10 protein-coding genes are annotated in these 13117 nt (G+C 56.1%); 2 read left to right on the top strand and 8 right to left on the bottom strand.

The window, feature by feature from the left end; translation table 11 throughout:
• Nucleotides 1-15: 15 nt before the first annotated feature.
• From ACZ495_RS03615 to hpsG, 6 genes are all read right to left on the bottom strand, one after another.
• Nucleotides 16-657: a class IV adenylate cyclase gene (locus ACZ495_RS03615; protein WP_394027751.1), complete on the bottom strand. Its 642-nt coding sequence runs from the start codon at nt 655-657 to the stop codon at nt 16-18.
• The gene (radA, locus tag ACZ495_RS03610; RefSeq protein ID WP_012625058.1) at nt 657-2033 is read right to left on the bottom strand and encodes a DNA repair protein RadA; all 1377 of its coding nucleotides are present in this window, start codon (nt 2031-2033) and stop codon (nt 657-659) included. The genes ACZ495_RS03615 and radA overlap by 1 nt, the downstream gene beginning before the upstream one ends.
• Before the next feature lie 347 nt (nt 2034-2380).
• Nucleotides 2381-3211: a DMT family transporter gene (locus ACZ495_RS03605; protein WP_366663931.1), complete on the bottom strand. Its 831-nt coding sequence runs from the start codon at nt 3209-3211 to the stop codon at nt 2381-2383.
• 56 nt (nt 3212-3267) lie between these two features.
• On the bottom strand, nt 3268-4668 hold the full coding sequence (locus tag ACZ495_RS03600) for a sigma-54 interaction domain-containing protein (RefSeq protein ID WP_012625060.1): 1401 nt from the start codon (nt 4666-4668) through the stop codon (nt 3268-3270).
• A gap of 27 nt (nt 4669-4695) precedes the next feature.
• Nucleotides 4696-5634, bottom strand: a complete 939-nt coding sequence (gene hpsH / locus ACZ495_RS03595) for a (2S)-3-sulfopropanediol dehydratase activating enzyme (RefSeq protein ID WP_464262631.1) — start codon at nt 5632-5634, stop codon at nt 4696-4698.
• Between the two features lie 109 nt (nt 5635-5743).
• Complete coding sequence (gene hpsG / locus ACZ495_RS03590; protein ID WP_464262630.1) at nt 5744-8239, bottom strand: (2S)-3-sulfopropanediol dehydratase; 2496 nt, start codon at nt 8237-8239, stop codon at nt 5744-5746.
• A 724-nt stretch (nt 8240-8963) separates the two neighbouring features.
• Here hpsG and ACZ495_RS03585 point away from each other — a divergent pair.
• A complete protein-coding gene (locus ACZ495_RS03585; protein WP_394027359.1) occupies nt 8964-9797 on the top strand; it encodes an amidohydrolase family protein in 834 nt (277 codons plus the stop codon).
• Between the two features lie 11 nt (nt 9798-9808).
• A complete protein-coding gene (locus tag ACZ495_RS03580) occupies nt 9809-11185 on the top strand; it encodes an MFS transporter (RefSeq protein ID WP_072312610.1) in 1377 nt (458 codons plus the stop codon).
• 484 nt (nt 11186-11669) lie between these two features.
• Here ACZ495_RS03580 and ACZ495_RS03575 read toward each other — a convergent pair whose 3' ends face one another.
• Complete coding sequence (locus tag ACZ495_RS03575; protein ID WP_012625065.1) at nt 11670-12389, bottom strand: DUF3426 domain-containing protein; 720 nt, start codon at nt 12387-12389, stop codon at nt 11670-11672.
• 47 nt (nt 12390-12436) lie between these two features.
• Nucleotides 12437-12988, bottom strand: a complete 552-nt coding sequence (gene hpt, locus ACZ495_RS03570; protein ID WP_012625066.1) for a hypoxanthine phosphoribosyltransferase — start codon at nt 12986-12988, stop codon at nt 12437-12439.
• Nucleotides 12989-13117: the final 129 nt, after the last annotated feature.

Here is a 13117-nt window from a genome sequence, read left to right as displayed (position 1 = left end):
TCCACAGTACAGTTTTCAGCGCGATACCGGGGGAACAGCGTTTTCCTCCCCCAGTCCCAGTTGCTGCCGCCAGGCTTTTCTTTGCGCTTCGCTGAACGCAAAGGAGCGGCGCGCAGGCAGGTTGTTACGCTGCAACCATTCCTGATGCAGCTGATGATAATTCTTGGTACTCATTGCCGTCTTGTCAAGCCCCAGGCGACGCTGCATTGCCTCGATAGCCCCGGGTTCGCCTTCCAGTTCAGCCCCTTCCATAAAAGGCAGCACGTCCAGCTCCACCTCCACGCCATCCAGTAGCCAGGGTTCTCGGATTTTTTCATACTGTGCCACGGCACGGTAACCAAGGCCTTCAAGAATATGCTTCATGGCAGACGCATCCGCCACACCCACTTCACGCTCTTCGCGCACCTTGTACTGTCCGGTTCCGGCGGGCACTTCAGCCGGAAGCTTGAGGGTAAGCACATGGCGAAGCCTTGTCTTCCATTCCTGACTGCGCAAGCGCAGCAGACGCCCCGTGGCGGCAAGGCTGCCGTCCTGTGCATCAAAAACCGTATTGCTCTCAAAGTGCGCGCCAAGACAAAAAGCACCCGCCTCGACAAGCTTGCGGCGCAGGCTGTCCAGCTTTATATCCGGAAATTTGCGTTCCACTTCCAGCGCCATCACTCACCATCCTCCGCTTTGTGACGGCGGTGAAAAAGCCGTTGCTGCAAGGCTGCGATGGTGGCAATGCCGCCCTTTTCATCCCCGGGGTGCACAATGGGGTCAAAGCCCAGACGCCGGGCCTGAGTAAGGCGCAGATCCTGCGCGGCCACAGGACGCACCTGCCCGTTAAGGTCCACTTCACCCCACAGCACGCTTTTTTCGGGCAACGGCACGTCATAATAGGATGAAAGCACCGCAGCTACCAGGGCGAGATCCAGTCCCGGCTCGTTGAGCTTCATGCCTCCGCCCACCTTGGCGTAAATATCCACCTGGGCAAAGTTGAGCTTGAGCCTTTTTTCAAGCACGGCCAAAAGCAGGTGCAGGCGGCCCACATCAAAACCCAGAGCAGCGCGGCGTGGAATGCTCAGAAAAGTGCGGGACACAAGAGCCTGCACCTCCACTGCAAGGGGCCGCTGGCCGTCTACAGCCATAACCACCGCCGTACCCGACAAGGACGCGTCGCGCTGACCGAGAAAAAATGTGGAAGGGTCATCCACCACTTCCATGCCCCGCTGGCCCATGCGAAATACCAGCAGTTCCTCATTGGGACCAAAACGGTTCTTGAACACGCGCAACAGGCGGAACATCTGCCGCCGGTCGCCTTCAAGAGAAATGACCGTGTCCACCATATGCTCCAGCAGCCTCGGCCCGGCCAGCACCCCATCCTTGGTTACATGCCCCACAAGTATGAGAGTGCAGCCCAGTCGGCGGCACAGTTCAAGCAAAGAAGTGGCAACGGCCCGCACCTGGCTGACATTGCCGGGCAAGCCTTCGGCCTCAAGACTTGTGAGGGTCTGCACCGAGTCCACTACGAGCAGGGCCGGATTTTGCGCATTAGCGGCCTCTACCACGTCTTCCACGCGGGACGTGGCAAGGGCCAGCAGATTGGGGTCAAGCATGCCCAGACGCTCGGCCCTGCCCTTGATCTGCGGCAGCGATTCCTCACCACTGGCGTACAGCACGGGACGACCGGCAGAAGCCATCTGAGCGGCCACAAGCCCGGCCACCTGCAAAAGAAGCGTGGATTTGCCTATGCCGGGCTCGCCGCCCACAAGAATGGCCGCCCCGGGTACAAGCCCCTTGCCCAGCACCCTGTCCAGGGCTTGCAGACCGCTACCGTAAGGTTCGTGACCTGCGTCCTCCACCTGGCACAGGGCAACGGGGCGTCCGGACGCGCTGCTGTCGCCCAGAGATGTGCGAGTCTTGCCCGAAGAACGGGCCTGTACCGAGGCTTCCAGCGTGTTCCACTCATGGCAGCCGGGACACTGCCCCCGCCATTGCATTGTCTGCGCACCACACGAAGAGCATATATATATTTCACGTAGTTTCGCCATGCTTCAAGCCTACGGAAAAAGCACGGAGGGCGCAAGGCAGGTTACCCGACGCCTGCGCAAGCAAACGCCAGAGGGACGAAAAAGGAAACTTTATATAGTTCGTGTTTCACAAGGATTTTTCACGCGAAAACAACAAACCCGCTCCCCTGTGGCGAACAGATGCGCCATATCCGCTGCCGGAGAAATGAGAAAAACCGAAAAGGCTGCTCTGACCAGAGAACCTTGTTGAAAGAACTGCTTCTGAAACAGATTAACTTTGAGAATGTATATGCTCAAAATTTGAGACACGCCCGTTATGCCCCATAGCTGCTCGCGCATTCGTCAGGGCAATGTCGAAGTGAGATTGCCTAACGCCGCACAGCAAGCACGGTAGCGCAGAAAATGCCGCCAAGAATGGCCGCCGCGCTTACGCCGAGGCGCAGTGTGACGGCCTCGCCCATAAAGGCCGCACCGCCAAGGGCGGTAATAAGCGGCACGCTCAGTTGCACCACGGCAGCGCTTGGTACGCTGAGGCATGGCAGGACGGAATACCACAGCACATAGCCAAGCGCCGAAGCAACGGCTCCGGCAGCCAGCGCGCAGGCAACGCCCGCCGGAGGCAGAGAGAGGCCGCCGCCCGCCCACATTCCGTCGGGATACAGCCAGGAAGGAAGCAGCAGCACAAGCGCCAGGGGCAGGCAACGCACAAAATTGCCTGCCGTGGCGGCCACAGGAGCACTGTTGTTGCGCCCGCACAGTGTATAGACCGCCCATGAAGCGCCCGAAAGAAAAATGATGGCCGAAGGCCACAGGGGCGGCGCGTCCAGACCGGGTAAAAGCAGATATACAAGACCCGCCAGGGCCAGGCTGATGCCCAGCGTCTGCGCCCGGCTGGGGCGTTGCCCCAGCATCACGCCCACGCCCACCATGGTTACCTGCACGGCCACGGCAATAATAAGCGCTCCCGCTGCGGCGGGCAGGTTTACATAGGCCCAGGAAAAGCAGGCCATATAAGCGAAGAGGGCCAGGGCGGCTCGCCGGTTTCCGTGCTGCAAAACGCGCTGCCCCCGCAGTGCCATGAACAGCCACAAAACAACGGCTGCCGAAACTGCCCGCAAAACGGTATAGCTGACAGCGTCCATGCCCGTACCGAAGAGCGCCATGCGACATAGCAGCGAGTTTGCCGCAAAAAATGTCATGCATACAGCCGTGAGCAAAACCGTGCGAAACATCCCGCCCGCACTGCCATGAAGGGTCATCGTGTCTGCCTTGTACCTTGCAGCTTCCTGAAGATGGTGCTGCGGTTAACCTGAAAAAGTTCCGCAACACGCTGCACCGAGCCATGCACCTCTATGGCCTTGAGCAAAAAGTCGCGCTCCATTTCCGCCATAATTTCCCGCAACGGGCGACGGGGCACAAGCACGTCTTCCGAATACCGGGAGGCATCATGTGTCACGCCGGTAACCTGTGCGGGCAGATCGCGCGGAGTGATGAGCGGGCCATTGAGCGTGATGACCAGACTGTGCACCATATTCTGCAGTTCACGCACGTTGCCGGGCCAGGCATACGCAGCCATCATATTGAGGGTGACATCCATAAAAGCCATGACCTTATGGTACTTGGCCGCATAGTGCGCCAAAAAATGCTCGGCCAGCAGAGGCACATCTTCCTTACGGTCCCGCAGGGACGGGATGCGCACTGTGGCCACATTGAGGCGATAATAGAGGTCGCGGCGAAAAGTTCCGGCTTCTACGCTTTCGGCAAGGTTGCGGTTGGTGGCCGCGATAATGCGCACATCCACCTTGCGCGGGCTGGATGCCCCTACGCGCATGATTTCGCCATCCTGCAACACACGCAGAAGCCGCGTCTGCATGGAAAGGGGCAGTTCGCCCACTTCATCCAGAAAAATGGTGCTGCCATCGGCAATTTCAAAATATCCGGCCTTGCCCTTACTGGAGGCCCCGGTAAAAGCACCGGGCATGTAACCGAACAGTTCCGATTCCGTGAGGGTTTCGGAAATGCCGCCACAGTCTACCTTGAGCAGGATTTTATCGCGTCGTTCAGATAGGCCATGAGTAAACCGGGCAAAAACATCTTTGCCCGCGCCCGTTTCGCCCAGGATCAGCACTGTGGCGTCTGTGGCGGCAAATCGTCGCAACAGCGAAACCACCTCCCCCATGGCAGGACTGGCATAAATGGGATCTCGCGCCTTGTTGCCCTCGCTGGTCATATACGCCAGCTGGTCGTTGATCTGATCGATAAGCCTGCACTGCCCGGCCACCTGATCCTGCAACTGGGCCAGCAGGGTGATGTCGCGCGCAAAGGTGACCACAAGGCAGAGGTCGCCACGCGTGTCAAAGACAGGAAAACCCGTCAGCACCAGCTTTTTGCCGTCCTTGAGCTGCTGCACATGGGTGGCAGGCCTGCCGGTGCGTACTATCTGCGGGTTGAGAATGTGGTCAAAGACCCCCTCCTCCACCAGGCAGCGCACGTTCTTGCCCTGCACCTGCTCCTGTGTGAGGCCGGTCAACTGCTCGTACATGCGGTTAACACGCAGGCTGGTTCCCGAAGCATCGCTGATGAAAACGCCTTCGGGCAGGGCGTCAAGTATGCGCTTCACATGCTTTGAAAGCAGTTCCTGAGAGTGATCGGCCATATTTCAATCCGGTAAAATGCTGCGTATTCAGCGGGGAATCTGCACCCGCTCCCCCAAAATGTCCAGAGCGGTCTTTTGCAGCCCGTCCGTAACGGCCTTGTTCAGGCTCACTTCGCCCATGGGGACCTCCCGGCCCAGAAAATGATACTTCTGGGTTCCCAGACGGTGATAGGGCAAAAGCTCATAATTAACATGCGGATAGGCCTTGATGAAGCGGGCTATGGCCGCAACGGCCTTTTCATTGTCATTGAAGCCCGGAATTACAGGCGTACGGGCCAGTATGGGCAAATGCGGAAATTCTTCTGCCAGAATGCGGAAATTTTCGAGAATACGCGCATTGGGCAAGCCGGTTTGGGTCTCATGAATTTCGCTGTTCATATGTTTGATGTCGTAAAGCACATAGCTCAGATGGGGCGCAGCCTCGCGCACGGTATCGGCAGGGACCATGCCGCAGGTTTCCACCGCAGTCCTGATGCGACGGGCGCGGGCCTCGCGCAGCAGGGCCACGGCAAAACTGCCCTGCAACAGCGGCTCACCGCCGGAAAGGGTCAGGCCGCCGCCAGAGCGGGCGTAAAAGGCCATATCCTGCTCCACCACACGCAGCACATCGCCCATAGCACGCTTTTTACCATATACCAGCAAGCCTTGTGCGGGGCAAACTTCGGCGCACGGGATGGAACAATCTGCACAATGGCTGCGGTCGATGCGCGGCTTGTCGTCATCGCCGCAAGTGATTGCGCCATGCGGGCAAGCTGTCAGGCAATGGCCGCACTTTGAAATATCAATACAGCGCCCGGGATTACACGCCAGCTCTGCACAGGATTTCTGCGATTCCGGATTACTGCACCAACGACACGAAAGGGAGCACCCCTTGAGAAATACTATGGTGCGTATGCCCGGGCCGTCATGAACAGAATATTTTTGAATGTTGAACACCATTCCCTGCTGCTTGTCATCCAGGCACATGTTTCCTTCCTTTTTTGCGCAATGCCGTTATATAGCAACCGGCGGTATCAAGAAAAAACTGTCGTAAAAATGCGGGGAGGAAATCTCCTCCCCGCTTCAGATGCCGTCCTTACATCACATCATGTTCTGTACGGGCGATGAGATCGTTCTGCAAATCGGGCGACAGGTCCACAAAGTAGGCGCTGTAGCCGGCGATACGCACAATGAGGTTGCGGTATTTCTGTGGATCTTTCTGCGCAGCCACAAGGGTGCCCTTGTTGACCACGTTGAACTGCACATGCCAGAGCTTGAGGTCGCAGAACGTGCGGATGAAGGACACCAATTTTTCTGTGCCCTGCTCGCCTTCCACGCATTTGGGCGTAAACTTGATGTTCAGCATGCGGGCGGCACGGTCGCGCAGGCCCATATTTTTGGTGGTGCAGTTTGAGAGAAGTACCGCGGTCGGGCCATTCACATCAGCTCCGTGCGAGGCAGATGAACCGTCAGACAGAGGGAAGCCGTCTGTACGGCCGTTGGGCGTGGCGGAGACCACCTTGCCAAAAGGCACATGTGAGGTGAAGGGGACGTAGCGCACATCATTGTGGATGCCCAGGTCGCTCATGGAATATTTGTTGCCGTATTCCACCGAAATTCTGTCAATGTCGCGGCCAATGGCATCGGCGTACTCATCATTGTTGCCGTAACAGGGGGCGGACCGCAGCAGGGCGCGCACGTCTTCATAGCCTTCAAAATCGGCATCAATGGCAGCAATCAGCTTGTCCATGCTCAGTTTCTTTTCTTCAAAGACCAGTTTTTTCACGGCCGCCAGGGAATCTACCACGGTTCCCAGCCCCATATACTCAAAGTAGCCGAGGTTGATGCCTTCGGGGATCTGTTCCTGATGCAGGTCAATGCAGTGCTTCATGCACAAGTCATGCATGGCGGAACCCATGGGCTGGGCGAAATGCTCGGCACGCAGCTTGTTGATGATGTACTGCTGGGTAAAAGCGGTCTTGAGGAAAAGCAGATGCTGTTCCACATAAGCATTCCAGAACTGATCCCAGCTTGTGAAGTTGCGGGGATCGCCCGTTTCAACGCCAAGCTGCTGATCGCCGTATTTTTTCATCCGCCCGTTGCGCAACACCATTTCCACGGCAGCGGCAAAGTTGATGTAGGCTCCGCCGGACGTATAGGTGTCGCGATTGGGCATGCGCGCCTCGGTGCAGCCGGAAACGGCATAGTCCAGCGCTTCTTCAAAGGTCGCACCCTTGGAAACGTAAAGCGGCACGATTTCTTCGTCATTGATCAGCTTGGGAAAACCCGAGCCGTATTTGATGGTCTCGGCCACGTCCCAGAGATAACGCTCGGGCGCACGGGAATGGATGCGGGCCGCAAGGTCCGGGTAATGCAGCGGAAACTCCCGCTTGGACTTGAGTATCAGATAGGTAAGGTCATTGCTGGCATCGCGCCCGTCCGGCGTCTGCCCGCCAACGGTGACTGCTTCCCAGTGGGCATAACCTTCGTTAAAAGCCCCGCCGGTGGGAGAAATGTACATGTCGATAAATTCGGCCATGCCCACCCACATGCATTCCAGCAGCTCCATGGCCTGGGCTTCGGTAATCTTCCCGGCCTCACGGTCCTGCTTGTAGTAGGGCTGAAAGTACTGGTCCATGCGGCCGTTGGAAATGGTGGTGCCGGTCTTCTGCTCGATGCGCGAGAACATCTGGGTAAACCACTGGCTCTGGCAGGCTTCCCAGAAGTCGCGGGCAGGCTCACCGGGAACGTGCTCGGCGTTTTCTGCCATGCGCAGCAATTCAGCCTTACGCACGGGATCGGATTCTTTTTCGGCCATTTCGCGGGCAAGCACTGCGTGACGTTTGGCCCAGAGCACAATGGCGTCACACACTATCATGACAGCTTCAAGGAAGGGACGCTTTTCGCGGTCATCCTTGGCGCTCAGCGGATCAAGAGCCGCCAGTTTTTCCTGGGCTTCTTTCTTGATGCTGTTAAAGCCCCGCCTGAGGATTTTTTCGTAGTCATGAACCCACTGGATGGAAGAGCGGAACGAAGAGGTTTCATTAACGATAAAACGCGAAATCAGGCCTTCGGGGTCATCATAGGTAAGCTTGTGCACTTCGGCAGGCAGGGCCGCATTAAGCGCTTCGTGGTAAGTCTTGCCCTTCCAGTACGGGGCGATTTCTTCCACGACGCGCTTGGCGTCTTCAGGCATGATGGTAGCCGGCGAAGTTTTGCGGGTGGGCAGATCGCGCACGGCGATATCAAGAAAATCACCGTCCAGCTCCGGATAAAGGATGCCGTAGCGCCCGTCGCAACCGGCGCGGCCAAGCAGCAACTGATCTTCCTGCACATAGACGGTCATGTTGCGGGCAATGTGCATGAGGGCCTTGGCCCAGCGCAGTACCAGCGGCTGCCCTTCGGTTTCCTGCATGGACTGGGTAAAGTACAGCGCGCGCTCGATATCAATGCGCGGCTTCTGCCCTTCAAACCGCTCCAGCAGCCTGAAAACCCGGGGATGGGTCTTACGGAACCTGTCTTCCCGACCTTCAATTTTGTCGTACAGGCGCTGCTCCTGGGGGGACCGGCATTCGCAAGTGGTCATGCTCATCACGCTACTCCTGAATAATATGGATTACAGAGCGCGGTACGGCCTGCATGCCGCCGCGCTGAGAACGCCTGGTAAAGCTGGCTATCCTCGTTATGGCGGCGTAGTTGCATGGGGCATGCCACATTTAATAACAATCTTATTTAATTGTATTTTTATTATTTATTGTCTTTTCTGCCAATAGATAAACGCACTCCTTTTCACAAATGATGCTTTTTTGCACCAAACTGTAAGCTTTTTCAATAAAACCATTCATTTTTGCGACGCATTTTTGCAACACCCTCTTTGGGCAACGCAAAGTAGCTCACGCAACCTCGCGCAAAACAACTATGTTTTAACTTTCACAAACAGCTCTTCCATGCACAAAAACAACCGTTCCTGTTAGCTGCAAACTTGCGACTCGACTTCTCACACAGGCAAAACATAGTAACAATATAAATTATAATACGCTGATAAAAGTAGATTTTTCGATGAAAAAGCTTATTTTCAACACCTCTTCTCTGGCACGCATCCTGCAAAAGTAAAAAATCACAATCCTGAGAGGCTGAGTCACTCATTTTTGCTTTTTGCAATTGTTCATCTCATGGGAGGAGACTATGAGAAAAGTGTCACAATCATACTGTCCCGTACATAACGTAAACGCTTCTTGCAGCCCGCACCTTCATAAACACCACAGGGCGTGCCGCAACGCCTTTACGGCAGATCAGGCACGCGGGGAGAGATGGAAATGAAGGTAATAGATTTTCGTTTCCGCCCCAATACTCCCGCAATTATCGACGGCATCAAAAACAGCAGCATGTTCAAGGCTGCATGCAAGGCCATCGGTTTTGACCAGCGCAAGCCTCAGCCTCTGGAAGACATTGTGGCCGGCCTGGAACGTCTTGACGTGGAGCTTGGGGTCATCACCGGACGCGATTGTGAAACAACTTATGGTTTTCCTGCCAACAACCAGAGCGTGCTTGAATTCTGCCGGGCCTACCCACAAAAGTTTGTGGGGTTCTGGGGCATTGACCCGCACAAAAAAATGGCCGCCCTGCGCGAAATCGAGCTTGTATCCTCCGAATACGGCATGAAGGGCATCGCCATCGATCCGTATCTTGCCCACATTCCTGCATCTGAAGCACGCTTTTACCCTCTCTACGCCAAGTGCTGCGAACTGGGCCTGCCCGTATTCATCACAATGGCTCCACCGCCTCAGGTTCCCGGAGCCATTCTGGAATACGCCGACCCGCGCGATGTGGATAAGGTGGCCCGGGATTTTCCCGAGCTTACACTCATCATGAGCCACGGCGGCTATCCATTTGTGAATGAAGCTGTTTATACCTGCCTTCGTAACGCCAACGTGTACATGGATATTTCAGAATATGAACGTGCACCTATGGTGGACGTGTATGTGCAGGCCATGAACGGGCTGATCACGGACAAGGTGCTTTTTGCCAGCGCCCACCCCTTTGTGGAACTGGCCGACGCCCTGGAAGCCTACCGCGAGTTTGACCTGACTGATGAGGCCCGCCGCAAAATCATGTATGAAAACGCCCGCCGCGTGCTGGGCCTGGCATAAAGGAGAACGGTATGAGTGTTGCCGCCAATGACAAGCAGGCGCAAAAAAACCTGCGCCGCGTGGTGATTTCCTCCCTTATGGGCGCGGTTATCGAATGGTATGACTTTTTCCTTTATGGTGTGGTGGCCGGGCTTGTGTTCAACAAGCTTTATTTTCCCGCATTCTCACCGGGCGTAGGCACTATTCTGGCATTCGCCACCTTTGCTGTGGGCTTTGTGGCCCGGCCTCTGGGCGGCATCATTTTTGGTCACTTCGGCGACAAGATCGGCCGTAAAAAAATGCTCATCCTCACCCTTGAGATTATGGGCGTGGCCACGGTGCTCATCGGCTGCATTCCCTCTTACGACAGCATCGGCATATGGGCTCCCATCCTGCTGGTTATCTGCCGTCTGGCCCAGGGGATCGGGCTTGGCGGCGAATGGGGAGGCGCCGTGCTTATGGCTTATGAATCCGCACCAGCCCACAAGCGCGCTTTTTATGGCAGCTTGCCCCAGGTTGGCCTTTCACTGGGCCTGATGCTCGCTTCAGGGGTTATCGGTCTGCTGTCATTCCTGCTGTCTGACGAGGCCTTTCTTGCCTGGGGCTGGCGTATTGCCTTTATCCTGAGCGCAGTTCTGGTACTGGTGGGCGCGTACATACGCACGTCCGTTCAGGAAACACAAGACTTTTCTTCCGCTAAAAAAGAAGTGGAAAAAATCCGCTATCCCATGCTTGAAGCGTTCAAGCGCTATCCCAAAACCCTGACCGCCTGCGTGGGAGCGCGCTTTGTAGAAGGTATCGCCTTTAACGTGTTTGGTGTGTTTTCATTGACGTACCTTACACAGACCTGCGGCGTTAACCGCACTGTGGCCCTTATGGCCGTTGTGGTGGCCTCGGGTGTTATGGCCTGCTTCATTCCCATGTGGGGAGCCATGGCAGACCGCGTGGGCAAAGGCCGCATTTTCGGCACTGCGGCACTGCTGCTGGGCATAACCGCTTATCCGGTGTTCTGGGTGCTGCACAACTATGCCACCACGAATCTCTTCTTTGTCTATCTGGCGATTATCATCCCCTTCGGTATTATCTATGCCGCGGCCTATGCCAGCATGGCCAGCCTGTTTTCTGAAAGTTTTGATGCCACGGTGCGGTATTCCAGCATTTCTTTCGTATATCAGTTTTCGGGCATTTTTGCTTCGGGGCTTACCCCCATGATCGCGACCATGCTCGTGCAGGCCAACAATTCCCAACCCTGGTATCTCTGCGGATATCTGCTTGTGGCAGGTGTTATCAGCACCGTGTCCACCATGTGGATAGGCAGACTCCGGATTTCAAAGGCTGAGCCGCGCGTATTGCCCGCTGAAGAAAGCAGCGTTCTTGCCGCCAATCCTGCAACCGGTCAGAACGCCTGACACATCCAGAGTCTGCCCTGAAAAAGACCGGGGATTGCCGACCCCGGCCCTGAAGAATCAGGCCGCAACCCTGCGGATGCAGACGCCAAGCCCCCTGTGAAAGCCCCCTTTGCCTTGCCGCTGTCGCCAGGGCAAAGGGGGCCGGGCGTTGCCGCAGAAGCGCGGCAGCACATCCCTGCTCTCTGCCTCAACACACAGCAACCATCTTTTTTATCGCCGCCATCATGACGGCAACGCTATACAGCACTACCGGGATCACATTGCCACGGTTGACGCCACAGACAGGCGGCGCACCGCCGTTACCACAGGTGTGCGGGCAGCGACTGAAGCGCCAGACAGCGCCCGGCAACACCTTGTTCACGCCCTCCTCAGCCCGATTTTGCAGCAAATCCAGACACAACAAAGCGCCCGCCGCGAATGCTTGCATCTGCGGCGGGCGAAAAACACCGGAACAGCCAGTGGCTCCCGGGGCTGAAGAATTTTCTTATCTGGCGCTCTTCTCGTCCTGCTTGTCATCCTGCACGGGCATATCCTTCACATCCACGATACGCACGCCGAATTCGGCCACGCCCTCGGGCGGCGCGTAGAACAGCACCATAAAGGGAACCTCGCCCCCCCGGGGGACATTGGTATTATTGGTGAGAATCTCTACCTTGTTGTTAAGAAAAGATTCCATTTCTTTTTCGCTCAGTACCTGAAGCTGAAAAAGGGAAAGCTGCACGCCGCCGAGCTGTTTTTTGGTGGCCAGCGTTTTTTTGTCCTTGTCGTAAATGGCGGCCTCAACGGTAACCAGTTCCTTGGGTTCTGGAAACTCGTTAACCACCTTGCCCTCGATAACAAAGACCTTGCCCACTTTTTCATTGTCCACATAGTACTGGCGTACATTGCGCATGGTGAGCATTTCCACCTTTTTGGCCAGTTCTTGTTCTGTGGGTGGACTACTTTCCCCGGTGGCGGAATGCTTGAAGTACCAGTACGCGCCGCCGGCACAAACCAGTATAAGCAGGAGGAGGCCAAGCAGCTTGCCAAGCCTGCTCCGTTTTTTGACGGGCATATCCGGCAGAGGCCCCTGGGCGGCAAGTTGTTCGGCCGGATCATAGGCAAAAACAGTTTTGCAGACCGAACAACGCAGCTTTACACCCGGCCTGGCAAGTTGATCCGGCAGGTTAAAGCGGCTTGAACAATTGGGACATCTTACTTCCATGCCGTTACTCTCCAAAACCGTATCCGGCAGCCGGAACAGCAGAACATTTATTCGGGAATGATCTCAAAAACAGCGGGCAGATTACGATAGTGTTCGGCGTAATCGAGACCATACCCCACAATAAAGCCCTGAGTCAGCTTGAAGCCGGCAAAGTCGACGTGAACGTCAATTTCGCGCCTTTCATTCTTGTCTACCAATGCGGCCAGGCGCAGGCTGCGGGCCTTGCGCGCGGCAAACTGCCCGAGCAGAAAACGCATGCTGTGGCCGCTGTCCACAATATCTTCAACAATCAGCACATGCTTGTCACAGATGTCAATCTCAACATCCTTGCTGAAAATAACATGCTTGGAGCTGCTTGCTCCCTTGCCGTAGCTGGACAGGCGCACGAAGTCCAGCTCCAGATTTTTATTTTGCAAAGCCCGTACCAGATCGCTGAAAAACACAAAGCCGCCCTTGAGCACACATATGGCTACCAAGGGTTCCTGGCCGTAACAGGCGTCAATTTCAGCCGCCAGTTCCTGCACCCGTTCGGCAATCTGTTCCTGGCTGAAAACAGTCTTCAGTTCTTTGACCTTGAGCTCATGCCCCACCTTAGACATCTGATCCTCCAGCACGGGCCGCGCGGGCGGCCCCATCTTCAGGGGCCGCAAGATTTTCCGGCTCCATGGCGAACATATCCGCATTGATCAATGCGGTAGGGACAGCGGGCACCCCACGCGCCTGCCGCC

This window comes from Desulfovibrio sp. GTC20076 (assembly GCF_055385905.1).
Note: the sequence above shows the minus strand (reverse complement) of the source record. Positions and strands in the feature narration are given on the sequence as shown.